Annotated in this window: 24 protein-coding genes; 12 read left to right on the forward strand and 12 right to left on the reverse strand. The window is 61.0% G+C overall.

Annotated features, from left to right (window positions below; genetic code table 11):
- Positions 1 to 379: 379 nt before the first annotated feature.
- The 11 genes from J2X43_RS00005 to ccoN all read right to left on the reverse strand — a co-directional run bounded on the left by J2X43_RS00005 (position 380) and on the right by ccoN (position 10,286).
- Positions 380 to 1,069, reverse strand: a complete 690-nt coding sequence (locus J2X43_RS00005; RefSeq protein ID WP_112389757.1) for a CBS domain-containing protein — start codon at positions 1,067 to 1,069, stop codon at positions 380 to 382.
- Between the two features lie 114 nt (positions 1,070 to 1,183).
- Positions 1,184 to 1,900: a response regulator gene (locus J2X43_RS00010; protein WP_112389758.1), complete on the reverse strand. Its 717-nt coding sequence runs from the start codon at positions 1,898 to 1,900 to the stop codon at positions 1,184 to 1,186.
- Between the two features lie 124 nt (positions 1,901 to 2,024).
- On the reverse strand, positions 2,025 to 2,183 hold the full coding sequence (ccoS, locus tag J2X43_RS00015) for a cbb3-type cytochrome oxidase assembly protein CcoS (protein WP_112389759.1): 159 nt from the start codon (positions 2,181 to 2,183) through the stop codon (positions 2,025 to 2,027).
- A complete protein-coding gene (locus J2X43_RS00020) occupies positions 2,180 to 4,468 on the reverse strand; it encodes a cation-translocating P-type ATPase (RefSeq protein WP_112389760.1) in 2,289 nt (762 codons plus the stop codon). Before J2X43_RS00020 ends, ccoS begins: the two co-directional genes overlap by 4 nt.
- Positions 4,465 to 4,950, reverse strand: coding sequence for a FixH family protein (locus tag J2X43_RS00025; protein WP_112389761.1), 486 nt, complete (start codon positions 4,948 to 4,950; stop codon positions 4,465 to 4,467). Before J2X43_RS00025 ends, J2X43_RS00020 begins: the two co-directional genes overlap by 4 nt.
- A complete protein-coding gene (gene ccoG / locus J2X43_RS00030; protein WP_112389762.1) occupies positions 4,947 to 6,515 on the reverse strand; it encodes a cytochrome c oxidase accessory protein CcoG in 1,569 nt (522 codons plus the stop codon). The genes J2X43_RS00025 and ccoG overlap by 4 nt, the downstream gene beginning before the upstream one ends.
- Before the next feature lie 181 nt (positions 6,516 to 6,696).
- Positions 6,697 to 6,882, reverse strand: a complete 186-nt coding sequence (locus J2X43_RS00035; protein WP_112444340.1) for a hypothetical protein — start codon at positions 6,880 to 6,882, stop codon at positions 6,697 to 6,699.
- A gap of 11 nt (positions 6,883 to 6,893) precedes the next feature.
- A complete protein-coding gene (gene ccoP, locus J2X43_RS00040; RefSeq protein ID WP_112389763.1) occupies positions 6,894 to 7,757 on the reverse strand; it encodes a cytochrome-c oxidase, cbb3-type subunit III in 864 nt (287 codons plus the stop codon).
- 1 nt (position 7,758) lies between these two features.
- Complete coding sequence (locus tag J2X43_RS00045; protein WP_112389764.1) at positions 7,759 to 7,911, reverse strand: cbb3-type cytochrome c oxidase subunit 3; 153 nt, start codon at positions 7,909 to 7,911, stop codon at positions 7,759 to 7,761.
- Between the two features lie 9 nt (positions 7,912 to 7,920).
- Positions 7,921 to 8,655, reverse strand: coding sequence for a cytochrome-c oxidase, cbb3-type subunit II (ccoO, locus tag J2X43_RS00050; RefSeq protein ID WP_112389765.1), 735 nt, complete (start codon positions 8,653 to 8,655; stop codon positions 7,921 to 7,923).
- A gap of 8 nt (positions 8,656 to 8,663) precedes the next feature.
- Positions 8,664 to 10,286: a cytochrome-c oxidase, cbb3-type subunit I gene (gene ccoN, locus J2X43_RS00055; RefSeq protein WP_112444342.1), complete on the reverse strand. Its 1,623-nt coding sequence runs from the start codon at positions 10,284 to 10,286 to the stop codon at positions 8,664 to 8,666.
- Between the two features lie 240 nt (positions 10,287 to 10,526).
- Between ccoN and J2X43_RS00060 the strand changes: the two genes are divergently transcribed.
- The 7 genes from J2X43_RS00060 to J2X43_RS00090 all read left to right on the forward strand — a co-directional run bounded on the left by J2X43_RS00060 (position 10,527) and on the right by J2X43_RS00090 (position 16,660).
- The gene (locus J2X43_RS00060; protein WP_112386738.1) at positions 10,527 to 11,258 is read left to right on the forward strand and encodes a Crp/Fnr family transcriptional regulator; all 732 of its coding nucleotides are present in this window, start codon (positions 10,527 to 10,529) and stop codon (positions 11,256 to 11,258) included.
- Positions 11,259 to 11,276: 18 nt separating this feature from the next.
- Positions 11,277 to 13,199 carry a PAS domain S-box protein gene (locus J2X43_RS00065; protein ID WP_112386737.1) on the forward strand — a complete coding sequence of 641 codons (1,923 nt, stop codon included), beginning with the start codon at positions 11,277 to 11,279 and terminating at the stop codon, positions 13,197 to 13,199.
- A 114-nt stretch (positions 13,200 to 13,313) separates the two neighbouring features.
- Complete coding sequence (locus tag J2X43_RS00070; protein WP_112386735.1) at positions 13,314 to 13,760, forward strand: pseudoazurin; 447 nt, start codon at positions 13,314 to 13,316, stop codon at positions 13,758 to 13,760.
- A gap of 158 nt (positions 13,761 to 13,918) precedes the next feature.
- A complete protein-coding gene (gene speD, locus J2X43_RS00075; RefSeq protein WP_310289838.1) occupies positions 13,919 to 14,356 on the forward strand; it encodes an adenosylmethionine decarboxylase in 438 nt (145 codons plus the stop codon).
- On the forward strand, positions 14,356 to 15,459 hold the full coding sequence (locus J2X43_RS00080) for a fused MFS/spermidine synthase (protein WP_112386734.1): 1,104 nt from the start codon (positions 14,356 to 14,358) through the stop codon (positions 15,457 to 15,459). The genes speD and J2X43_RS00080 overlap by 1 nt, the downstream gene beginning before the upstream one ends.
- A 3-nt stretch (positions 15,460 to 15,462) precedes the next feature.
- Positions 15,463 to 16,296, forward strand: coding sequence for a hypothetical protein (locus tag J2X43_RS00085; protein WP_112386733.1), 834 nt, complete (start codon positions 15,463 to 15,465; stop codon positions 16,294 to 16,296).
- Between the two features lie 10 nt (positions 16,297 to 16,306).
- Entirely contained in the window at positions 16,307 to 16,660 is a 354-nt protein-coding gene (locus J2X43_RS00090) for a hypothetical protein (RefSeq protein ID WP_310289844.1), read from the forward strand.
- A gap of 404 nt (positions 16,661 to 17,064) precedes the next feature.
- Here the strand turns inward: J2X43_RS00090 and J2X43_RS00095 are convergent, their stop codons facing one another.
- A complete protein-coding gene (locus J2X43_RS00095) occupies positions 17,065 to 18,864 on the reverse strand; it encodes an IlvD/Edd family dehydratase (RefSeq protein WP_112386731.1) in 1,800 nt (599 codons plus the stop codon).
- 247 nt (positions 18,865 to 19,111) lie between these two features.
- On the opposite strand from J2X43_RS00095, the gene J2X43_RS00100 reads away from it, so the two are divergent.
- Genes J2X43_RS00100 through J2X43_RS00120 form a run of 5 tightly spaced genes read left to right on the forward strand, consistent with a single transcriptional unit; the run spans position 19,112 to position 23,637 of the window.
- Positions 19,112 to 20,638 carry an adenylate/guanylate cyclase domain-containing protein gene (locus J2X43_RS00100; protein WP_310289849.1) on the forward strand — a complete coding sequence of 509 codons (1,527 nt, stop codon included), beginning with the start codon at positions 19,112 to 19,114 and terminating at the stop codon, positions 20,636 to 20,638.
- Positions 20,639 to 20,645: 7 nt separating this feature from the next.
- A complete protein-coding gene (locus J2X43_RS00105) occupies positions 20,646 to 21,437 on the forward strand; it encodes an E2 domain-associated cysteine-rich protein (RefSeq protein ID WP_310289852.1) in 792 nt (263 codons plus the stop codon).
- Between the two features lie 3 nt (positions 21,438 to 21,440).
- Entirely contained in the window at positions 21,441 to 22,007 is a 567-nt protein-coding gene (locus J2X43_RS00110) for a Pycsar system effector family protein (RefSeq protein WP_310289855.1), read from the forward strand.
- A gap of 11 nt (positions 22,008 to 22,018) precedes the next feature.
- Positions 22,019 to 22,717, forward strand: a complete 699-nt coding sequence (locus tag J2X43_RS00115; protein WP_310289857.1) for an adenylate/guanylate cyclase domain-containing protein — start codon at positions 22,019 to 22,021, stop codon at positions 22,715 to 22,717.
- Between the two features lie 5 nt (positions 22,718 to 22,722).
- Positions 22,723 to 23,637, forward strand: a complete 915-nt coding sequence (locus J2X43_RS00120) for a TIR domain-containing protein (RefSeq protein ID WP_310291241.1) — start codon at positions 22,723 to 22,725, stop codon at positions 23,635 to 23,637.
- Positions 23,638 to 23,779 lie beyond the last annotated feature (142 nt).

Raw genomic sequence — 23,779 nt, forward strand, 5'->3', positions numbered from 1 at the left:
AATCCTAGAGCGAAAGACTTCGTCGCCTGCAGCGCCGCCGCCCTCGTTCAGTGACGCGGCTTATACGGCTAACCCCCGCAAACAGTCAACAGCACTCCGCAAAGAATTCCAATGTTTCTCGTAAGTAATTGTAATTGTACGATAATTCGAAATTGGTGTTCAGGAGCTCGAAGTCAGGCTGTCCGGCACCCCTTCTGGGAAAGCTGTCTCGTTGATTTCGATCAATGAAGGGGCCGGTGTCATCGCTAGGTTTGGCGCGCGGGCGAACGGTACCCGTGTCAAGTGGGGCAACTTGGCAGAGACTTGGCCGGTCCAGGGGCATAGCGCCGGGCAAGTCTCCCATGCCCTGGACCCTGACGGCACATCATCGATCCCGTTCCTAGATTGCCAGCCGCTCGGTTTCCAATATCGGCATGACGACCCGCAGCTGATCCCGGTAGGCACCGAGACCGAGGCCTTCGATCAGTGCGCGCACGGCCTTCCGCTTCAGCTCCGACTCGACCTGGCCGTTCAGGGTGATCTGGCCGTTCGTCACCGATACCTGCACCGTCTGCGGCGTCAGACCAAGATCGGACCGCAGACGCGTCCGGAGCGCAAGCCGGATCGCGCCATCCTCGCGCGGCAGCGCCGTCACAGGCGCATCGACGATCATGCCGAGAATATCCCGGCGGCTGACGATGCCGACCAGCCGGCCATCCTCGACGATCGGCAGGCGCTTGATGCGATGGGCTTGCAGGCTTTCGGCAATGTCGGAGACTTCGCTATCCGGCCGCGCGACGATCACATCGGTTGACATGACATCGCGGACTGACCAGCCATGGCTGCTGATGTAGCGTTCGAGTTCGAGCTCGGAGAGTACGCCGGAGGCACGAACCTGGTTCGGCTGCGGACGGATCTCGCGGCGCAGCAGCAGATCGCCCTCCGTCAGCATGCCGCAGATCCGGCCTTCGTCATCGACGACCGGCAGTCCGCTGATCTTGCCCTGCATCATCACCGCAACAGCGTGGCGGATGCCGGCGGCCGGGCTGATCGAAACCACGTCGGTGGTCATTATGTCTTTTGCCTGCATCGGCCTGCCTCATTCGTGCGGATAGCGACGTTCGGGGAAGGTTAGCGGTCGTCAAGCAGACACGCATTGATCTCCGTCAAAGATCGACAACCACAACGCGGCGAACGGGCAGCGCTACCGCTGCCTGCCGGTAAAGACATAGCCGACACCGCGCACCGACTGGATCAGCGCCGGTTCGCGCGGATCAGCCTCGATCTTCTTGCGCAGGCGAACGATCTGCGCGTCGATCGCGCGGTCGAACGCTTCGAGGTGACGGTTGCGGGTGAGATCCATCAACGTCTCACGCGACAAAACCCTGCCGCGATTGCGGACGAAGACCACCAGCATATCGAACTCGCCGGTCGTCATCGTCACGTCGCCGCCATCGGGAGAAGTGAGCCGCCTGCGGGAGACGTCCAGTGTCCAGCCGTCGAACAACAGGGTTTCATCGGCATCAGAGGCTGCGGATGGATGATCGGACACGGTTCGCCGCCGCAGAATGGTTCTGAGGCGGGCCAGCAGTTCGCGCAGGTGGAAGGGTTTTGCGATATAGTCGTCGGCGCCGATCTCGAGACCCACCACCTTGTCGGTGACGTCGTCCTGGCCTGTCAGCATCAGGACCGGAACGTCGGATGTGTTGCGGATTTCGCGCAGCAGTTCCAGACCGTTTTCGCCGTTCGGCAGAACGAGATCGAGGAAGACGGCAGCGTAGTGGCCCTTGGCCAGCTCGCTGCGCATCGCGGCGCCGTTTCCGACGGCATTCACCCTGTAACCATTGTCCTCGAAATAGCGAACAAGCATTTGTCTGATCCGGGCGTCGTCATCGACGACCAGAATGCGATCTGCTTCCATGTCACCCGTTCGTCCTGCTTTCTTCGTTTTCGTTAGAGATAACGCAGGTTTGTGGGCAGCGCTACCATTGCGGCCTTCGTCCACAATCTTCCGATCGAGATGATTTCGACCGGCGGCCGCCCGATCAGGAGCCTGGCGGATCCAGATCGTCATCAGCGATCGCCCGCCATGCCGCACCCTGCAGGTCATCGTACTGGCCGCTCTTCAGCGACCAGAGAAACGCTGCCAGTCCGATACCACCCATAAAAAGCGCGATCGGAATGAGATAGATCAGCATGTTCATGCCGTTCGCGCCTCGCTGGCTTTGCCGGCGGGACGCGCGATCGCGCCGGCGAGGATCGACTTGCCGAAGGCATTCAGCCTCAGCGCGTTCGAGACGACGATGATCGACGAGGTCGACATGGCGACGGCGGCAATCAACGGGGTTGCCAGCCCGGAAATGGCGATCGGAACCGCCAGAATGTTGTAGCCGATCGCCAGCGCGAAATTCTGGCGGATCAGCGCTGCCGAGCGGCGGGCGACGGCGATCGCCAGCGGCACGGCATCGAGGCGCTCGTTGAAGAACACCAGGTCTGCAGCCTGCCGGCCGATATCGGATGCAGTCGCTGGTGCCATCGACACATGGGCGGCGGCCAGCGCCGGTGCGTCGTTGATGCCATCGCCGATCATGAAGACCCGGTGGTTGCTACTGTTGAGTGCCTGGCATTGATCGACCTTCTGCTTCGGTGTCAGGGCGCCCAGCGCCCGGGGGATTCCGAGTTCGCGCGCCGTGTTGCCGGCAACGCGCTGGCGGTCGCCCGATATCATCACCGTCCAGAATCCAGCAGCATGAAGCGTAGCGACGGCCTCGCGCGCTCCCGGCCGCAGCGTGTCGTCGAAGAAGAACCGCGCGGAAACGACGCCATCCTGCGACAAGACGACTTCCGAGAACGGACAGTCCTCGGCCGGCTGAGTTGCCAGACCACGGCAGGCGAAGGATTCGCTGCCAAGGCGATAGAGCGTTCCGCAGCTGACGGCTTCGAGACCACCACCGGGGATTTCGGTGACGCGATCAAAGGGCACCGGGGTTGTACACGCGCTATGCATCATTGCCTGCGAGAGCGGGTGGCGCGAGTGGGCTGCGAGACCGGCCGCGATCGAGAGAAGGCGGCCTTCCGGCGGCTCGGCTTTCACCAACCGGGGCCTGCCCATGGTCAGGGTTCCTGTCTTGTCGAAGGCGACGGTGTCGATCTCCGCCAGCCTTTCGAGCGCCGAGCCATCCTTGACCATGATGCCGTTGCGGAACAGTTCGCCTGCCGCCACGACCTGGACGACGGGAACGGCGAGGCCGAGCGCGCAGGGGCAGGTTATGATGAGAACGGCGACCGCGACGAGCATCGCCTGCTTCCAGTCGCCGCCGATAAAACCCCAGCCGAGAAACGACGCCAGCGCCAGAAGATGAACGACCGGCGAGTAAAGGGCCGCCGCCCGGTCGGCGATCCGGCGGTAGCGCGCCCTGCCCCCTTCGGCGGCCTCCATCAGGGCGATGATTTCAGCAAGTAGCGACTCGCCTGCGCGTTTGCTGGCGCGCAGGATAAGCGAGCCGGTGAGGCTCATCGAACCCGAGCTGACCGGACTGCCGGCGTGAAGCGGAACAGTGCTGCTTTCGCCTGTGACGATCGAAAGGTCGAGATCGCTCTCGCCGCTGACGACAACGCCATCGACAGGGATACGCTCACCGGCGGCGACCGCAATCTCGTCACCGACCGAAATTTCCTCGACTGCCACATAGCGCCGCGATCCATCGGGCTGGATGAGCAGCGCGCCGCGCGGCGCGATCCGCGCCAGACCGTTGATCGCAGCCCGCGCCTTTTCACGCATGACATGATCCAGCGTCCGGCCGATCAACAGGAAGAACAGCAGCGAGACGGTGGCGTCGAACCAGGCATGTTCGCCGTGATGCATCGTCTCCCAGAGCGAGACGGCATAGGAGAGCGTCACGGCAAGCGAGATCGGCACGTCCATGTTGGTACGGCCATGCTTCACTGCATTCCACGCCGACTGAAAGAAGAAGCGGCCCGAGTAGATCAGCGCCGGGGCAGCGATCATCGCCGATATCCAATGGAACATGTCGCGCGTTGCGGCATCGGCGCCCGACCAGACGGAGACCGAGAGCAGCATGATGTTAGCCGCGGCAAAGCCGGCGACGCCGACGGCGAGCAGCAGCTGGTTGCGGGTCTTGTCGCCCTCGGCGGCAAGCGGCGCGTAGAGATGCGCGCGGTATCCCGCGCCCGCGACGGCGGCGATGATTTCGGCCGGATCCGTCGCCTGTGCGCCGATCTTTTCGTCATAGATGCAGGTGACGCGCCGCGAGGTCAGGTTGACGCGCGCCTTGCTGACGAAGGGCAATGCTGTCAGCGCCCTCTCGATCGTCGAGATACAGGCGCCGCAGTGGACATCGGGGACACTGAGATCAAGCTGATGCAAGCCGCCACCGAGCGGATGGCTGGCAAGCGCAATCTCCTCGGCACTGAAGGCCGTGGTGCTCATCGCCATCACCCCCTCGGCATCGATCGCACAGCAGGTCATCGAACGAACTCCGTAGTGTCGAACCGGATCGCCTCGTGCATGACGAGCCTGCCGGCCTTCTTCGAGATGAACTCGACGATCCAGTCGCCGGCCGGGACATGGCGATCCGTTTCAAACGCCCCCTCACCGCGATTGTCCAGCGCAACGGAAAAGTCCTCGTGGTCGCCGACCGGCCGCTTGAAAATGGCCGTCACGGTATCGACCGCCGCCGGCGATCCGTCCGGATTGGCAATCCGGTAGATGAAGCGGTCATCCTTCAGCGAGATATGCCCCGCGATGCCCGATGCGGTCATCGCCTTCATCTCGGCGGCGCGGTGATTGAACTCCTGGCTGGCGACATAGGTGTTTTCGACCACGAGGCCGCTCCAGCTTGAAGACGCGAACCAGGCCATCGTGACGTTGACGGTGATGACCACGGCAAAGAAGGAGGTGATGACGAGCAGCATGTGGCGGCCGGTGAAGCCTTGGACGCGGGTGGTCATTGCGGATCTCCAGGTGCGTTGAATGCTGCGCGATAGCTCGCCCGGTCGCTGCCGCCGGACTCCTCGATGGTGAAGAGGAATTCGTCGACAGCAGCCGTGGACGGCTTGCGGGTGACAAAGACCTTGATCGTGGTTGCCGCATCCGGTGCCGCGTCCAGCGTGAAGCTGCGGACATCGTCCTTGCTGAGTTCGGGGATGCGCATAGTGGCGCCATCGAGGCCCGACAGCGTCAGCGCGATCTGCCGCGGCCGCGGCACCATGTTGAGAATGCGGATCGTGTAGCCGTTGCGGATCGAGCCGTCGCTTTCCATGACGAATTGCGGATTGCGGTCGTGGACGACGTTCAGTTCCAGACGGCCGCGAATCGACAGATGGACGAGCATGCCGATGCCGATCACCGCCCATACGGCGGCGTAGAATACGACGCGCGGGCGAAAAATGATGCGCCAGTTGAAATGCCGGATGCCATCGACGAAGGAGCCACCCTCATCGCGCACCTTGGCCGGCTGCACCGCCGTGCGCCCGCTATCGGTGGCAATCGCCATATTGGCAGCATATTCGCTGAGCGTCGCATAGGCGATCAGGCCGCGCGTTTTGCCGATCTTGTCCATCACGCCATCGCAGGCGTCGATGCAGAGGGCGCAGGTGATGCACTCCATCTGCTGGCCATCGCGGATATCGATGCCCATGGGACAGACGGCAACGCAGGCATTGCAATCGACGCAATCGCCGACCGGAAGCCCATCCGCCTGCGCCTTCTTGCTGTGTCGCGAACGTTGCTCGCCGCGCCAGTCGTTATAGGTGACGACAAGCGAATTCTCGTCCAGCATGGCGCCCTGGATGCGCGGCCAGGGACACATGTAGGTACAGACCTGCTCGCGCAGCAGCCCGCCGAAGACGTAGGTGGTGGAGGTCAGGATGGCGACAGTGGCATAGGCGACGGCGGGTGCCGCGCCGGTTGCGAGTGCCACTGCCAGAGACGGCGCGTCGGCGAAATAGAAGATCCAGGCGCCACCCGTCGCAACGGCTATCGCCAGCCAGATGGCATGTTTCAGGGCGCGCTTCCGCAGCTTGCTCAAGCTCCACGGCGCGGCATCGAGCTTGATCCGGGCGTTGCGGTCGCCTTCTATGGCGCGTTCGACGACGAGAAAGAGATCGACCCAGACCGTCTGCGGACAGGCGTAACCGCACCAGGCCCGGCCGACCGCCGAGGTCACGAGGAACAGCCCGAACCCGGCCATGAGGAGCAGCCCAGCGACGTAGTAGAATTCCTGCGGCCAGATCTCGATGAAGAAGAAGTAGAAGCGGCGCGAGGCGAGATCGACGAGGATTGCCTGGTCCGGCGCGTAGGGTCCGCGATCCCAGCGGATCCAGGGGGCCAGATAGTAGATGCCGAGTGTAACAAGCATCACGATCCATTTGAAACGGCGGAACTGCCCCTCGGCGCGCTTTGGAAAAATCTTCGTTCGCGCCGCATAAAGCGGCTGACGGTTACGGCGGGCGTTCACAGGCTCGACATCGAGCCTCTCCACGCTCTTGGGATCGGGGGCTGTGAAAAGGTTCATAAGTAATGTCTTTCGCGTTCGATACGCCTGTTCTCCTCCGGGGGCCGTCGAGCGTCCTTGATAAAGATCAACAAGGATTAACCGGCCGCCTGCCGTAAAAAGACGGGCGGCGCTTCGAGACGAAGGCGCGGCCCCGGAAAGCAGTGGGAGAGAACGCCGCCTGGGTGTCCTCTCCCAATTTCTAGTGGCTCGACGGCTCGTCATCCCTGAGCGAGGTCAAGCTGACAATCGCGCTACCGATCTTCTCCGGCGCGTCGCCCTTGCAGCCGGGCGGCAGGGATTTGCCACGGACCGAGACACGGGAACGCACGATCGAGCGCGGCATGCCGTAAATCCGGAGGAGCGGATTGTTCCCGTGTGCCGTCACCGTCCCTCTCCTTACTGACCGCCGCCGAGCGAATGGACGAAGACCGTCAGTTCCTTGACCGTCGTATCGCCGAGGCGCGCCGACCATGCCGGCATCACGCCATGCTTGGGCGCCGTGACCTGGCGAATGATCGCCTCCTCGCCCCGGCCCTTCAGCCAGATCGCGTCGGCGAGATCGGGCGCGCCCATCTCTGCCTTGCCCTTGGCGTCCTCGCCGTGGCAGGCGGCGCAATTGTCGAGGAAGATCTGCTTGCCGGCAGTGGCCAAAGCCGGATCGGAAGGCGTGTTGGTCAGCCCCCAGACATAGGCGGCCACTTCCTTCGTTTGATCCTTGCTGAGGATATCGCCGAAGGCAGGCATCTCCGAGACATGCGTATCCGCATCCTCGTCGAAGCGGATACCGTGAGCGATCGTCGTCTGGATCGATTGCAGGTCGCCGCCCCAGAGCCAGTCGTCGTCATTCAGGTTCGGAAAGCCCGGTCCGCCGCTGGCGCCCGATCCGTGACAGGTGGCGCAGTTGACCTTGAAGGCCGAGGCACCACCGGCAATAGCGAATTCGCGCAGTGCCGGATCGGCGTCGATCTCTTCGACGCTCTTTGCCGCGATCATTTCGTGGAACTTCGCCTGGCCGGCCTTCGCGTGATCGAGATCCTGCTGCAACTCGGCGCGGCTGGAATAGCCGAAATAACCCTTCGTCGCCGAGGTTACCATAGGGATGGCGGGATAGACGACGACGTAGCCGATCGCCCAGAGGATCGTCACATAAAAGGTCCAGACCCACCATCGCGGCATCGGATTGTTCAGTTCGCGAATGCCGTCCCATTCATGCCCGGTGGTTTCGACGCCGCTGACTTCATCAATATGCTTTTCCGACATCTCAATCGTCCTTCAGGGGAATGTCAGCGGCCTCCTTGGCCGTCTGCTTGCTGCCGGGGCGGAGCGTGTAGGCGACGGCGCAGACGAAGAATGCCGCCATCGCCAGAAGCCCCCAGCTGTCGGCGAAGTGCCGCATTGCCGTGTATGTTTCCATGAGATCACCTCACCGGTAGCCGGTGGCATCGTCATAGGTCGAGAAATCGACCAGCGTGCCGAGCATCTGCAGGTAGGAGACCAGCGCATCCATCTCGGAAAGACGCTGCGGATCGCCGTCGAAATCGCCGGTCTTTGCCTTCGGGTAGCGCTGCAGCAGCGCCGAGGTGTCGGCGTTGGGATCGGCCTGCGCCTTCATGTCGGCTTCCGCATTGGCGAGCATGTCGTCCGTGTAGGGCACGCCGACATCCTCGTTGGCTTTCAGGTCCATGCCGATGTCCTTGACGGTGACCTCCTGCGTCTTCAGGAACGCGTATCTCGGCATGATCGATTCAGGCACGGCCGCCCGCGGATCGGACAGATGCTGAACATGCCACTCGTTCGAATAGCGGCCGCCGACGCGCGCGAGATCCGGCCCGGTGCGCTTCGAGCCCCATTGGAACGGGTGGTCGTACATGGATTCCGCCGCCAGCGAATAATGGCCGTAGCGCTCGACTTCATCGCGGAACGGCCGGATCATCTGGCTGTGGCAGAGGTAGCAGCCTTCGCGGATGTAGATGTTGCGGCCTGCCAGTTCGAGTGGTGTGTAGGGGCGCATCCCCTCCACTTTCTCGATGGTATTCTGCAGATAGAAGAGCGGCGCGATCTCTACGATGCCGCCGATCGAGACGACCAGCAGCGAGCCGACGAGCAGCAGCGTCGCGTTCTTTTCGAGGATCTTATGTTTGTCCAGTATCGATGCCATGGTTCACCTCACTCGGCAGGCTGTGCCTGAGGCACATAAGCGGTCGGGATAGCGGCTTCGTCGCGCAGGCGTCCGCGGATGGTCATGAAGACGTTCCAGGCCATGACGAGGCCACCGGCGAGATAGAGCGTGCCGCCCAGCGTGCGCAGCACATAATAGGGGAACATCGCCGAGACGGTTTCTGCGAAGGAATAGACGAGGAAGCCCTGCGAATTGTATTCGCGCCACATCAGGCCCTGCTGGATGCCGGCGACCCAGAGCACGGCGGCGTAGACGACGATGCCGAGCGTGGCGAGCCAGAAATGCCAGTTGACCATCCGCAGGCTGTAGAGCCGCTCGCGGCCCCAGAGCTTCGGCGTCAGGTAATAGATCGCCCCGAAGGTGATCATACCGACCCAGCCGAGCGCGCCCGAATGCACGTGACCGATGGTCCATTCGGTGTAGTGGCTCAGCGAATTGACGGTTTTCACCGACATCATCGGCCCTTCGAAGGTCGACATCCCGTAGAAAGCGATGGCGACGATCATCATGCGGATGATCGGATCGGTGCGGATCTTGTCCCAGGCGCCCGAAAGCGTCATCAACCCGTTGATCATGCCGCCCCACGACGGCATCCAGAGCATGATCGAAAACACCATGCCGAGCGTCTGGGCCCAATCGGGCAGAGCCGTGTAATGCAGGTGGTGCGGACCAGCCCAGATATACATGAAGATCAGCGCCCAGAAGTGGATGATCGACAGGCGGTAGGAATAGACCGGGCGGTTGGCCTGTTTCGGAACGAAGTAGTACATCATCCCCAGGAAGCCTGCGGTCAGGAAGAAGCCGACGGCGTTATGGCCGTACCACCACTGCGTCAGCGCATCCTGGACGCCGGAGAAGACCGAGTAGCTCTTCGATCCCAGGAACGACACGGGCACGGCGAGATTGTTGACGACGTGCAGCATGGCGATGGTGACGATGAAGCCGAGATAGAACCAGTTCGCCACATAGATATGCGGCTCGCGACGCTTCAGGATCGTGCCGAGATAGACGACGAGATAGGCGACCCAGACGATGGTCAGCCAGATATCGACATACCATTCCGGCTCGGCATATTCGCGGGCCTGAGTGATGCCGAGCACGTAGCCGGTCGCCGCCATGACGATGAACAGCTGGTAGCCCCAGAAGACGAACCAGGCGAGACTGCCGCCGAAGAGCCGCGCATGACAGGTGCGCTGTACGACATAGAACGAGGTCATGATCAGCGCATTGCCGCCGAAGGCGAAGACAACGGCCGATGTGTGAACCGGCCGCAGCCGCCCGAAATTCAGGTAGGGTGCCAGATTGAGATCGGGACATGCGAGCTGCGCGGCAATGATCACGCCGACGAGGAAGCCGACGACACCCCAGAAGACGGTGGCGATCAGCCCGTAGCGGATGACCTCATCGAAATAACCGGATGCCTCCGGCTTCGGCTGACGTCCCGCCGGCGAGAAATCGACGCGGCGTATTAAGATCACCGTTCCGGCAAACAGGCAGAAACACAGGATCCCCATATGGGCGGCAAAGAGCTGATCGTGGGCGAAGGCTGCTCCTAGCAAGGCTAGGAACGCTGCGACCGCGACCATCACGGTCTCGGTTGTGTAGTTCATGGTATCGTCCCCAGTGCGCAGCAGGCCGCGTGACGGCGCGCTTTCTCGTACTTTGCAGCAAGGACTGTCATGGAGCTCTCCGGCACTCCTTGATTTACATCAACGAACCGAACGGCTTAGCCGGTGATACCCAGCCTGTTACAAACTGTTACGCAGTCTCACCATTTGGCACCGTCCGCTCATCCTCGTGTGACGCAGCGGCTGTCTATTCCCTCGCGTGCAAACGAGGGGACTACGACGATGCTGATGCAGAACCACCAGGCGTTCGAACATGGAAAGCCCGCCGGTGAAGCGGCAAAGACGGGGCGCTCGCTGTCGTCGGTGTTTCATCTCTCGGCACTCGAACCGGTCGCCGCCGGCAAGGCGCTCTGCTGGGAAGGCGATGCGGCAAAGCATCTGTTTCAGGTGGTCGAAGGCGTTGTCCGCCTGCAACGCATCATCGGCGAGGGCCGCCGGGTGATCACCGGGTTTCATTTTGCCGGAGAAATCGTCGGCGCCTTCCTGCAGGGCGACTTCCTGTTCACTGCCGAGGCTGTCACCGATTGCAAGATCCGCCGCGTCTCGCGCAAGACCTTCCAGGACGAGGTGGCGCGCTCGGATGCGCTACGCCCCGAATATATCGCACTCCTCTGTCACGAGACGGCAGCGGCCCATGATCAGATGGTGCTCCTGTCGAAGAAGAATGCCGAGGAGCGGCTGTGCAGCTTCATCGCCACGCTCGCCGCCCGCCCCGGCGCCCAGCCGCGCCCGGGATTACTGCGCGTGCCGATGAACCGGCAGGATATCGCCGACTATCTCGGCCTGACGATCGAGACGGTTTCACGCACGATCACCAAGCTCTCGCAGCGCAACGTCGTGGTCCCCGAAGGCCGTCATGACTTGAGGATTCTCAGCAAGGGCAAGTTGATCCAGCTCTCGGGTAACGCAGATGATTTTCCGGAGAAAAACTGCCATAGGGTCAGCGTTCACTGATCGCAGCAGGAAGCAGCCATGCCCCATCGCCTGATCTCGCCGCGCACGGCCTCCCCCCAGGAACTGGACGCGCTTGTGCATGTTCTCGATGGCGCCGATATCATCGTGCATCGCCTCGAAGGCACGATCACCCATTGGTCGATCGGCTGCGAGAACATGTATGGCTGGGCGCGCGAGGAAGCGGTCGGCGAAAAGGTCGATGTACTGCTCGCCACGCGGTTTCCGGAGCCGGTCGAAGATATCCACGCACACCTGAGGTCACGCGGTTTCTGGCAGGGCGAGATCGTCCACCGCCACAAGAGCGGCTACGACCTTCACGTCGCCACCCGCTGCGTGCTCGTCAACCTTCCGGATGGTGAACCAGCTGTCATTCAGGCGAACAGCGACGTCAGCGCTCTCCGGAAAGCCGAAGAGGCCGTCAGCGCAAGAGAGGCGCATCTGAGCTCGATTCTCGAGACGGTGCCCGACGCGATGGTCGTCATCGACCAGAAGGGCAAGGTTCTCTCCTTCAGCACAGCAGCGGAAAAGCTGTTCGAGATGACCTCGGACCAGATCTGCGGCAGGAATGTCAGCAATCTCATGCCCTCGCCCTACCGCAGCGCCCATGACGGCTATATCGGCCGTTACCTGGAAACCGGCGAGAAGCGGATTATCGGCTACGGCCGCGTCGTCACCGGCCAGCGCGCCGATGGCTCGCAGTTTCCTATGGAACTGCATGTCGGCGAAGCGACCGCGAATGGCGAGCGGATTTTTACCGGTTTCGTCCGTGACCTGACCAGCCGCTTCAAGATAGAGGAAGACCTGCGCCAGGCGCAGAAAATGGAAGCGGTCGGCCAGTTGACCGGTGGCCTCGCACACGATTTCAACAACCTTTTGACTGTGATCAGCGGCAATCTCGAGATGATCGAAGACAAGCTGCCGCCGGGGCCACTGCGCGATATGCTGCGTGAAGCGCAGGGTGCGGCGACAGACGGAGCGAAGCTGACGGGACAGTTGCTTGCCTTCGGCAGGCGCCAGCCGCTCAATCCCCGGCATGCCGATCTTGGCCAGCTTCTCACCGGCTTTTCGGATCTGCTGCGGCGGACGCTCGGAGAAAATATCAAGCTCTCGACCATTCTCTCCGGATCCGAATTCAATGTGCTTGTCGATAGCTCGCAGCTCCAGAACGCCATTTTGAACATCGCTCTCAACGCCCGCGACGCGATGCCGAAGGGCGGCAGTCTGACAACCGAGATTTCGTCCGTGCATCTGGATGCCGACTACGCCAAGATGTATCCCGAAGTCCGCAGTGGAAACTTCGTGCTGATCTCGATGACCGACACCGGTTCGGGGATGACCGAAGACGTGAAGAAACGTGCCGTCGAGCCGTTCTTCACCACCAAGGAAACCGGCTCCGGCACTGGGCTCGGATTGAGCATGGTCTATGGCTTCGTCAAGCAATCCGGCGGCCATCTGCAGATCTACAGCGAGGACGGCCGGGGAACGACGATCCGCATCTACCTCCCGGCAATCGGCCCGACGCCGAAAGCATCCGCTGAGGACGGATCGGCCGTCGAAAGCCCGATGCCGCGCGGTCACGAGCAAATCCTGGTGGCCGAGGACGACATTCGCGTCAGACGCGTTGCCGTCGCAAGGCTTTCCGGCATGGGATACGCGGTGCTCGAAGCCGACAATGGCCGGCGGGCGCTTGAAATCCTCAAGGACAATCCGGAGATTGCCCTGCTCTTCAGCGATATCGTCATGCCCGGCGGAATGACCGGCGATGAGGTGGCACGCGCCGCCCGCGCTATCCGGCCCGATATCGCCGTGCTCTTCACCTCCGGCTATTCGGAGCCGGCGCTGGCGGCTAACGAGGTGATCCCCGGCGCCCAATGGCTGCGAAAACCCTATACGGCCCGCGAGCTCGCCGCGAAGATCCGCGACCTTCTCGACGCCAGATGATCCTGGGGCGAAACGCCGATTCCGCACCTGAAGTTTGACCGGCATCAAAGAGCATCTCTGGTGGATGACTTAGAACGTCTCGGGGCGAACGGCCCGCAAAACAGGAGACGTGCGATGAATTTGAAATACGGCCTGATCGCCGCAACGGCGGCCATGATCGCCTCGCCAGCACCGCTGATGGCAGCCGATCACCAGGTCCAGATGCTCAACAAAGGCACTGATGGCGCCATGGTCTTCGAGCCGGACTTCATCAAGATCGCTCCCGGCGATACCGTGACCTTCGTGCCGACCGACAAGAGCCACAATGTCGAGACCTTCAAGGGTCTGATCCCGGATGGCGCTGCGGAATTCAAGTCGAAGCCGAGCGAGCAGTTCCAGACGAAATTCGATATCCCCGGCGCATATGTCGTCAAGTGCACGCCGCATTTTGCCATGGGCATGGTAGCGCTGATTCAGGTGGGCGACCAACCCGCCAATCTCGACGCCATCAAGACGGCCAAGGTTCCGAACCTGGCACGCAAGCGCCTGGATGGCGAACTTGCGAGGGCCGCCGCGCAATAAGGCGCCGATCGTCGGACGGAGCGCGGGTTGCAATCCCTGGATGCGGCCCGCCTCTGGCTCCCGGCAATATATGTTGTCTGGCTAATATTTTGTGGCATGCTCATTACAAACTCCGTTCGATGTTGGGTTCCATGGGTGGAAGAGCGGCCGGGGACGCCATGACGGTGTCCGTTCATCGCAAGTCTGCAGCCTGCTACATGCCACCCATGCCCGTTGGCAGCGTGGTTCATGCGGGCAGGACCAATGGCGAACTTCCCGGCCGGCATCTCATCGCCGATTTCAGCGGCGCCACACAACTCGGTGACGTCGCACATATCGAGGCAGCGTTCCGCGCAGCCGTGAAAGCTGCGGGCGCCACCCTTCTCGGTATGAATTTTCACGTCTTCGACCCCGGCGGCGGCGTGACAGGAACCGTCTCGCTGGCGGAAAGCCACATGTCCATCCACACATGGCCCGAGCACGCGTATGCAGCGCTCGATATCTTCATGTGCGGCGCCTGCGATCCGCTGAATGCCCTGCCGGCACTGGTCGAGGCGCTCTCGCCTGCCCTGGTGGAACTGCGCCAGATCATTCGGAGAGAGGCAACGGATCTGTAATGGTCATTGTCATTTCGGACGATCCGGAAGAAACCGCACTGGAGCCGCTGCCAGCGATTTCGCGGCCCTACCCTCTGCCGGAGCTGCCGCCAGGCCGGGTCTTTGTCGAAGGGCTGGATACCGACGTGCCGCCGCGGAGCGGCAGCGTCTTCGTTCTCGAGGACGCCGATATCTTCGACGAGTATCACTATCGCGCCCAGTCCATCGTCTGCTCGTTTCGAACGCCGTTTCAGAACGTCACGATCGCCGATACCTACAGCTTCGGCCGTGCGCTGTTCCTCGACGGCGCCATCCAGAGCGCGGAGGACGACGAGGCGCTGTATCACGAACTGCTCGTGCATCCGGCCATGCTGATGCATGACAACCCGCGTCAGGTGCTGATCATCGGCGGCGGTGAAGGCGCAACGCTCCGCGAAGTGCTTGCCTATCGCGACGTGACGCGCGCCGTGATGGTCGATATCGACCGGGATGTGGTCGATTGCTGCCGCGAACATCTTGGCACCTGGAACTACGGCGCTTTCACCGATCCCCGGGCGGAATTGCATTATCGCGACGGCCGGGACTATTTGGAGACGACCGACGAACTCTTCGATATCATCATCATCGACGTCGTGGACATGCTGGATAACGGCCCGGCCCAGCACCTCTACACCAAGGAGTTCTATCGCTCGCTGCGCGGCTGCCTGCGCGACGGCGGCATTCTGGTCGTGCAGGCGCTCGAATTTTCGTCCTGCAACTACAAGGGCCACACCGCACTTCGCCGGACGCTGCAGACGGCCTTCACCAAGGTCAGCAGCTATCAGGTGCCGATCCCGTCGTTTCTCGCCGTGTGGGGCTTCATTCTGGCGTCAGACTGGCTCGACCCGGAAGAGGAGAATGCTGTCCGCCTTGACCAGCTGATCGATGCCAGGCTCGGCGATGACTGGCTCGATCACGCGACTGGCGCCTTCATCATGTCGCGCTTCTGCTTCGACAAGGAGACCGGCTTTCTGCTCGGCCTTGCCGGCCCGGTGCTGGAAGACGGCGTGGCATTCATCCCGCCTCCCGATGTCCATACGGTCGATGACGGCATGCGGCAGCTGCCCGCGCTGGCGGACGAGTAGCCGATGGCTGCGAACGGCGCTCAGCATTGCCGGCTGTTCCTGCTTCCTCCGGGTGAAGCCAGCCGCGCCGACGCTCCCCTCCTTTGCAGCCTCTCATATCCACGTCCGGTTTCGCTGCATGCATCGATCACGCCGATCGAGAGCGAGACCGTTCCGGGTGCGCCATTTCCCGATACCAATGATCAGCAGTTTGAAGTCATCTTGCTGCCGAGCGGCTCCCAGACCTCCTTTGCTCTACAGGAAGCGGCAGCAGACTGGCTGCGCAACGCAGCCGCGCAAGACCGATTCGAAAGCCTGTCCGCCGATCTCAAACTTCGCAACGGGCAGATCAGCATCCGCGGTCACCGCGTCGTCATCCAGTCCGCGCCGGAGCTTTTCAGAGACCTGCTCATAGGCATCGGGGCATTCGGCTGGCTCTGGCTTGGTATCGAGGATACCGAGCGGGCATTCGAGACCGCCTGGGATGGGCAATATCGCGATGCCGCGCTTCTTGAGCGCCGTACCTACAGCCGCCAGATCAGCCGTGAGCTCTCCGCCAAGGCGGCTGAAACCGCACGGCTTCGGCAGTGGTTTCTGAAGACCACGCTGCTTCTGGAGCGCGGCGACCGCGGCCTTCCAGCCGCCTCCCGCCGCAGCTTCTTCGAACTTTGCCAGCAGATGGACTTCGGCCGCCGGCTTCAGTTGATCGGCGAGGCGGTCGAAGCGCGGGAGACGCTCTACGGAACCGCTGCCGAACGCAGTTTCGAATACCGCATGTTCCTGGTGTCATGCGTGATCGAAGCGGCCATCCTGGCCGGTATCCTGATCGAAATCGCAATCATGCTCTACGATCTTTGAGGAGGGGTAGATGAGATTCCGCATAGTCCTGGCCGCCATGGCCATAGCAACGCCGGCGCTTGCCCAGGAGGCATCGCTGTCCGGGGCGCAGATCAAGGCCGCCTTCGCCGGCAGGACGGTCTCTGGAACGGAAGATGGCGCAGCCTATCAGGAGAAACTTCTTGCCAACGGTTCGATTCAGGGGCGCTCCAGCCTTGACGGGAGCTATACCGGGGAATGGGAAGTCGATGGCAACGAGATCTGCTTCTACTACGACGATGATGACGAAGACGACGATGAGGATTGCTCGCGCGTCATCCTGAAGGGAGCCAGTGTCACCTTTATCAACGAGGACGGATCCCGTTCGAGGGCGACCTTGCGATAGAGCGGCTGGGCGGCTCAGACGGGCACGGTTTCGCCTTTCCTCTCAAGCTTTTGCACCGCCGGGGCCGTGTCACGCCGATGTCACGCGACGATGATCCGAGGTTGTGATTAGCTTTTTTCCGAGGGGCTGGGGGGCCGCTCATGAAACGGCTTCGCCAGAGTTCGAGTAGCGAAGCGTCCTGTTCAGGAGACCCGCCTTTTTAGGCGGGTCTTTCAATTCGAGGGACCTAAATTGACCAAAATCCATATTTCATTCGGAATAGCTTTTCTCGTGGCGCTGACATCGCTGATCCTGGCACTTCTCGGCTCGCCACTGCCTTTCTGAGCGGCCGCCGCCTGGCCGCCAAAACAAAAATGGCACGGGCGAGCCCGTGCCATTTTTGTTTCATCGCAGCTGATTTCAGCTCAGTGGTTGTCGCGCGGCACGCCCTTGGTCTGGGCAATGCGCTGATACTTGACCGCCGGTTCGAGCACCGCGCCGGTTTCCAGCTGGCCGACGACCGAGCGCTGGATTTCCTGCCATGGCGTCTGGTGGTCGGGATAGCGGTAGCCACCATCGGCCTTGAGAGTCGCATGCCGCTCGGCAAGCTCGGCGTCCGAGATCAGAATATCGGCGCGGCCCTGGCCAACGTCGATACGCACCCGGTCGCCAGTCTTCAGAACCGCGAGCCCGCCGCCCGCGGCGGCTTCCGGCGAAGCGTTGAGGATCGACGGGCTGCCTGATGTGCCAGACTGGCGTCCGTCGCCGATGCAGGGCAGCGACGAGACGCCCTGCTTCAAGAGGTAGTCGGGCGCACGCATGTTGACGACCTCTGCGGCACCCGGATAGCCGATCGGACCGGCGCCGCGCATGAAGAGGATGGTATAGGCATCGATCCCGAGCGACGGATCGTCGATCCGCTTGTGATAATCTTCGGGACCATCGAAGACGACCGCCCTGCCCTCGAAAGCTTCCGGATCCTTGGGATTGGAGAGGTAGCGTTCGCGGAACTCCGGCGAGATGACGCTGGTCTTCATGATCGCCGAGGAGAACAGATTGCCGCGCAGCACGCGGAAACCGGCACGTGGCTTCAGCGGTGTCTCGTAGCGGCGGATGACCTTTTCGTCCTGGATCGTCTGCCCGCGACAGTTGTCGCCCATCGACTTGCCGTTGACCGTCAGCGCGTCTTCCTTGATCAGGCCCTGGCCCATCAGCTCATTCACCACGGCGGGAACGCCGCCAGCGTGATAATAGTCTTCGCCGAGATATTCACCGGCCGGCTGCAGGTTGACGAGCAGCGGCACTTCCTCGCCATAGGTCTGCCAGTCGTCGACCGTCAGCTCGACGCCGATATGGCGGGCCAGCGCGTTGAGATGGATCGGTGCATTGGTCGATCCGCCGATCGCCGAATTGACGCGGATGGCGTTGATGAAGGCATCCTTCGTCAGGATATCCGATGGCTTGAGGTCTTCGCGGACCATATCGACGATGCGCAGGCCGGTGCGATAGGAAATCTCCTGACGGTCGCGATACGGCGCCGGAATGGCGGCCGAACCCGGAAGCTGCATGCCGAGGGCTTCGGCCAGCGAATTCATCGTCGTCGCCGTGCCCATGGTGTTGCAATAGCCGGTCGAAGGGGCCGACGACGCAACAAGCTTCACAAAGCCCGCATAATCGATCTCGCCCTTTGCCAGTAGCTCGCGGGCCTTCCAGACGATGGTGCCGGAGCCGGTGCGCTCGCCGCGGAACCAGCCGTTCAGCATCGGCCCGACGGAGAGCGCGATCGCCGGAATATTGACGGTGGCCGCCGCCATCAGACAGGCCGGCGTGGTCTTGTCGCAGCCGATGGTCAGCACCACGCCATCGAGCGGATAGCCGTAGAGCACTTCGACGAGGCCGAGATAGGCAAGGTTGCGGTCAAGGCCCGCGGTCGGACGCTTGCCGGTTTCCTGGATCGGATGAACCGGAAACTCGATGGCGATGCCGCCGGCTTCGCGAATGCCTTCGCGCAGGCGATTGGCGAGCTCAAGATGATGCCGGTTGCAAGGCGACAGATCGGAGCCTGTCTGGGCAATGCCGATGATCGGCTTGTCCGACTGCAGCTCTTCCTGGCTGAGGCCGAAATTCATGTAGCGCTCGAGATAAAGCGCCGTCATGTCGGCATTATCAGGATTGTCGAACCAGGCGCGGGAACGAAGGCGGGGCTTGCTGTCGTGTTGGGTCATTGCGCTATCCACGTTGTTTATTGACATGCAAATATCCTAAGGCAGGCGGATTGTATAATACCGTTCTTGTGAGATGACAGTCATTTTGTCATCTCGACACTCAGTGTGTCGTAAAACGGCATCGGCAGACCATAAGCGAAAAATCCGGGCACCAAGGTGCCCGGAAAATGCCTGAAGGAACAAATAGTGAAACAATCGCATCGGTGGACTGAGGCCCTCGACGCACCAGTTTGGAGTTGAAACGCACATGGCGAATGAATGGAAGCATGATCGGGCGAAGGCAGCGATCGACGCACGCATCAAAGATGTTGAAACCGTTACGGTCGTCGACTACACGCGCGACACCTCACTGACGTCCATTCCGACGAACAAGGCGTACCGCGTGGATGGCGTTCATATCTATGTAGAGATCGTCAACTTCGACGATATGCTCTGGTCGACCGAAACCGAAGGCGAGACCTGTCACAAGCGAGCGCTCCGGTTTCTGAACTTGCACTATCGCGCTGTCCATCGGATCCTGGCCGATGCCAATGCCATCCGGGTCGACTTCCATAATCAGCGCCTTCACGCAGTGGTCGCGAAGCCTTATGGCGCGGATTCCGCTGACGACCGTGTGAATCGAGCTGTCGCGATCGCCAAGCTGATCGCAGATGTCCTCGCAGAGACAGGCGACGACGACGAAAAAATTCCGAACGCGCGAGTGCGAGTTGGCATCGATACCGGAAAGACGCTTGCGGTGAACAATGGCCGGAGTGGCAATCGTGAGCCGCTCTTCCTCGGCCGCCCCGCAAACATTGCGGCGAAGCTGGCGTCTAACAACAAGGCTGTTGGGATCTATCTGAGCAACGAAGCCCGTGAGGCGATTGATCTTGATGCAGCGGACGATCCCGCGAAAACCAAGTTGACCGATGAAGAGATCAAGGACTGCGAGGCGTCGGCAGACCTCGGGCTTAGCAAAGATAAGATCGTTGCAGACTGGCGGAAGGATAATGAAGCGAATCCCATCGGGGCATTCGCTTTCTCGCGTACGACGCCGCCGCTTAAGAACCTGGACATTTCCGTTCTTACGCCGGGTAACTCCAGGCGAATGGAGATGGTCTCCATCTATGCCGACGTCGACAACTTCACGGCTTACGTAAACGCCCACATCGACGACGCCCCTGAGGATGTCGTCCGGTGCCTTCATATTATCCGTGCCGAGCTCGACAGGGTCATCAGTGCAGACTTCTCCGGCCGCAGGATCCGCTTCATCGGCGATTGTATCCATGGCCACATCCTCGAAGGAACGGCCTATAACACCGATACCGATGAGACCGTGTCTACCGCGGTCCTCTGTGCCGGCGCTCTTCGCAGCAGCTTCGATCTCGCGCTCGAACAGCTCGAAGCGAACGATGTCGACACCGACGATCTCGGTCTCGCCATTGGTTTCGAGTTCGGGCCTGGGGCGATCACGCGGCTGGGCATGCAGGGCAACCGCATTCGCTGCTCTACCGGCCGATCAGTCCTTGATTCAGAGAAAGAGCAGAAGCGCTGCAACGGTGAGCAGACAGCGATCGGCCAGAAAGCTTATGACGACGGCCCCGCCTCTGTCCGGAAGCTTTTCGGATCAACGCGCCGGATCTCGAAATTGACCTACGACGTCGCTCTGGAATCCTTGGCCGCCGAGAACAACGCCGTCGCGAAGGTTGCTCGGGCAGCAGTATACGCGACGAGTAGCCCCGCGATCGTCAAGGCTGCCGAAGTCCCGTTCCGTCCCTACGTGAAGTTCGATTGAGACCGTCTTGTCACCGATCGAATATCTCAACGGCGTAGCCCAAGCACACCATGCCCGCCTGATTTCATCGGCGGGCGTGGTGGCCGTCTATGGCGTTCGACCACCCAGTCCATCTGGCGCTCCGGTCCCTGAAATCATTCTTGAGGTCAGCCGACTGGCGGACACGGTAACGGTGAAGGAGCGTCTTCCAATACTCCTGCCCGCCTTCTGCGCCGAGCGGCATATCAACACCGACGGCTCGTTCTGCCTTTATTGGGGAGAAGTCGAACCGTCGGGGATCACGAGCACCGAAGACGCGGAAGCGTGGTGGGGCAAGGTTTTGACGTTCATCCTGAGACAGCGATCGGCATCGGCTCTCCGGCGATGGCCCGGCAAAGCCGACGCTCGCGCGCACGGCTCGACAGCGGCGCGTTTTCAAGCTCTGGCTGAAGAGAATGCCGCTGCACTCGGGCCACGGTTCCTGACCACTCTGCGGGACGATCGCCTTCGGTTGAAAAAGCGCGGACCCAATCGGATCGCACTTATTCGCGACGGTCGGCGGATGTTTACCGTTCTGAAGAGTGAGAAGCGGGTGATGTCGTTGCGGCAACGTTGCAAGTGCGACGAGGCTGACAATCTGCGCCTTCCGATGGCGTCGTGCGGCAGTCACAGGCGCGAGCTCGCTGACCTCGTCATCAACCTCGAAGGATGGAGCCGGTCGGAGAAAGCGTTCTACGACTATCTGCGTTCAATCGATCAGGCCTGCTGTGGGACAATGGACGACTGCCCGCTTGCGATGCCGCAAAAGGGAAAAGTTTGAGCCATGGCGAAGAACGACCAGCAGGAAGCGTACGAGAAGCTGATGTCTGCCAATCACGGCCGGATGATCGATTTTGTCAAATTTGCCGAGACCAAGAACGCAGCTCTGCTGACCTTTTCATCGGTATGGATTGGAGCACTCATCAATCTGCTGAAGTCCCCGGAGGATCTTCCGTTCAATTACGGGAACGCTCTGGTGGTCGCCCTTATCCTTCTGTTTCTTGCAGCCGCAACTTGTCTGATCTCACTGCTGCCGAGGTTTCTGAAGCATGTCTACAAGCGCGAGGACGAACGCAAAAACCTTTTGTACTTTGGCGATATCGACGACAGCGGGGTCAAGGACTATCCCGCCATGGCAGAGAAGGAATACCGGCCGCTAGAAGGGGATTCCGCCTCCCCCACATATTTACACGACCTCGCCGTGCAGACCGCAATCCAGGCGTCGATCGCTCATAGAAAGTTCAAGTTTTTCCACTGGGCCGCCTCACTTGTCCTTTTGGCATTCATAGTCATGGCAATTCCGCCGGTGATTGCAGCCGCTCGGTGGGCAATCTCCAATCTTTCCTGCTGACTGGGGCCCAAATGACGATTGCCGAAGATATCAGGGCCAGCGCGAAAACAACCTTCGTTGAGAAGTGGACGGTGCGCGACGGAACGACGGTTCCGGAGCCTGCTGCCCTAAAGCTTTCGAACGACGCCATCCACTTCAAACGGGCGACGATCCTCTATGCAGACCTCGATGGCTCAACTGATCTCGTCGAGAAGAAGAAGTGGACCTTCTCGGGAGAGGTCTACAAAGCGTTTCTATACGCCACATCTCGATTAATCCGCCGCCCTGGCGGCTCCATCGTATCGTACGATGGCGATCGTACGATGGGGATCTTCATCTCCGACAACCAGTCGAACGAGGCCGTCTCGTGCGCACTCGAGATCAACTACGCGATCAAGAACATCGTTCAGGCCGAGATGTCGAAGGGTTGGAACACTGATTTCAAGATTCGCCATGTTGTCGGCATCGACACCTCTGAAATCTACGCCGCCAGGACCGGCGTTCGCGGTGACAACGACATCGTCTGGATTGGGAACGCAGCGAATCTCGCTGCAAAGGTCACAGCACTGAGTGCGGACCATCCGACGTGGATCACAAAAAAGGTCTACGACTTATTGAACGATAATCAGAAGCTCGGTCCGAACAGGGAAAGCATCTGGAAAAAATGGAAATGGACACAGCACAAGGACGAGGACGTCTACTCGACCACCTACTGGAGATCAATCACGTGAGTAAAATGCTCGAACGCTTCCAGGGAGACATAGGGAAGGACCTGCGGATCGAATCCTTCAGCGCTCAAACGATGGTCGGTGGCGACGTCAAACTCGCCGAAGCGCTGGCAGAAATCGCGGAAATTCTCGAAGTCGACGCGGGAGCGACCCTCATCGAACAGAATGGTGAGGATGACGATATCTTCTTCATCTTCTCCGGTGCGCTTAGCATACATATCAATGGGCGTCGGCTTGGCGCCCGCGGCCGAGGCGAGCACGTTGGTGAAATGGCGGCCATAGAACCAACGCAGCGTCGTTCCGCGACTGTGATCGCAGAGGACCGATCCATCGTCGCCAAGCTTACTGCACAGCAGTTCTCGACCCTCGCGAAAACGTATCCGGACATGTATCGGCAGATCGCACGGTCGCTCTCCAGACGTCTGCTCGAAAGAAACAAGCACGTCGGTACGTTACGAGAAAAAGTCCGCGTCTTCATTATTTCTTCGGCAGAAGCTCTGCCGGTTGCTCGGCTCGTCCGGAACGCGTTCGAGCATGACCCCTTCATCACTACGATCTGGACCGACGGCGTCTTTCGTGTCGCGAACTATACACTGACGAGTCTTGAAGCCGAGATCGATGACTCCGACTTCGCCGTCGCAATCGCGCACGCCGACGACTTAACAGAGAGCAGAGGCAAGGATTGGCCGAGCCCACGCGACAACGTCGTCTTCGAACTGGGATTGTTCATGGGCCGACTTGGTCGGCAGCGCGCGATCCTGATGGAACCACGCGAGGAAAAGGTGAAGCTACCGAGCGACCTAAGCGGTATCACGACGATACCCTACCGCTTCGAGAACGGCAGGGACGCGGCGGCGCAAATCGCGCCGGCCTGCGACAAGCTCCGCCAGCACATTTTGGATCTGGGGCCGTTCAATGGCTAGGCTTCCGGTCCGTCGCTGATATCAATGCGACGCCTTGCGGCTCGATCGCATGACCTTGTCGTAGATTCTGAGCTAAATCGGCCTGCGGGTTCGACCGAGATCCTCTCCCGGCTGGCATGCCAGATTTCGTTAGGGAATTTTG

Origin of the sequence: Rhizobium sp. BE258, assembly GCF_031457345.1 — a bacterium.
Classification (GTDB): Bacteria; Pseudomonadota; Alphaproteobacteria; order Rhizobiales; family Rhizobiaceae; genus Rhizobium.

Bases quoted from the DNA above. Each gene is read 5' to 3' on its own strand.
- J2X43_RS00110 (WP_310289855.1), top strand. From the start codon at position 21,441: ATGGCGAAGAACGACCAGCAGGAAGCGTACGAGAAGCTGATGTCTGCC.
- J2X43_RS00070 (WP_112386735.1), top strand. From the start codon at position 13,314: ATGAATTTGAAATACGGCCTGATCGCCGCAACGGCGGCCATGATCGCC.
- J2X43_RS00085 (WP_112386733.1), top strand. From the start codon at position 15,463: ATGGCTGCGAACGGCGCTCAGCATTGCCGGCTGTTCCTGCTTCCTCCG.
- J2X43_RS00005 (WP_112389757.1), bottom strand. From the start codon at position 1,069: ATGCAGGCAAAAGACATAATGACCACCGACGTGGTTTCGATCAGCCCG.
- ccoN (WP_112444342.1), bottom strand. From the start codon at position 10,286: ATGAACTACACAACCGAGACCGTGATGGTCGCGGTCGCAGCGTTCCTA.
- speD (WP_310289838.1), top strand. From the start codon at position 13,919: ATGACGGTGTCCGTTCATCGCAAGTCTGCAGCCTGCTACATGCCACCC.
- J2X43_RS00120 (WP_310291241.1), top strand. From the start codon at position 22,723: ATGCTCGAACGCTTCCAGGGAGACATAGGGAAGGACCTGCGGATCGAA.
- ccoG (WP_112389762.1), bottom strand. From the start codon at position 6,515: ATGAACCTTTTCACAGCCCCCGATCCCAAGAGCGTGGAGAGGCTCGAT.
- J2X43_RS00115 (WP_310289857.1), top strand. From the start codon at position 22,019: ATGACGATTGCCGAAGATATCAGGGCCAGCGCGAAAACAACCTTCGTT.
- J2X43_RS00095 (WP_112386731.1), bottom strand. From the start codon at position 18,864: ATGACCCAACACGACAGCAAGCCCCGCCTTCGTTCCCGCGCCTGGTTC.
- J2X43_RS00060 (WP_112386738.1), top strand. From the start codon at position 10,527: ATGCTGATGCAGAACCACCAGGCGTTCGAACATGGAAAGCCCGCCGGT.
- J2X43_RS00090 (WP_310289844.1), top strand. From the start codon at position 16,307: ATGAGATTCCGCATAGTCCTGGCCGCCATGGCCATAGCAACGCCGGCG.
- J2X43_RS00010 (WP_112389758.1), bottom strand. From the start codon at position 1,900: ATGGAAGCAGATCGCATTCTGGTCGTCGATGACGACGCCCGGATCAGA.
- J2X43_RS00025 (WP_112389761.1), bottom strand. From the start codon at position 4,950: ATGACCACCCGCGTCCAAGGCTTCACCGGCCGCCACATGCTGCTCGTC.
- ccoS (WP_112389759.1), bottom strand. From the start codon at position 2,183: ATGAACATGCTGATCTATCTCATTCCGATCGCGCTTTTTATGGGTGGT.
- J2X43_RS00080 (WP_112386734.1), top strand. From the start codon at position 14,356: ATGGTCATTGTCATTTCGGACGATCCGGAAGAAACCGCACTGGAGCCG.
- J2X43_RS00100 (WP_310289849.1), top strand. From the start codon at position 19,112: ATGGCGAATGAATGGAAGCATGATCGGGCGAAGGCAGCGATCGACGCA.
- J2X43_RS00020 (WP_112389760.1), bottom strand. From the start codon at position 4,468: ATGACCTGCTGTGCGATCGATGCCGAGGGGGTGATGGCGATGAGCACC.
- J2X43_RS00065 (WP_112386737.1), top strand. From the start codon at position 11,277: ATGCCCCATCGCCTGATCTCGCCGCGCACGGCCTCCCCCCAGGAACTG.
- J2X43_RS00045 (WP_112389764.1), bottom strand. From the start codon at position 7,911: ATGGAAACATACACGGCAATGCGGCACTTCGCCGACAGCTGGGGGCTT.
- ccoO (WP_112389765.1), bottom strand. From the start codon at position 8,655: ATGGCATCGATACTGGACAAACATAAGATCCTCGAAAAGAACGCGACG.
- ccoP (WP_112389763.1), bottom strand. From the start codon at position 7,757: ATGTCGGAAAAGCATATTGATGAAGTCAGCGGCGTCGAAACCACCGGG.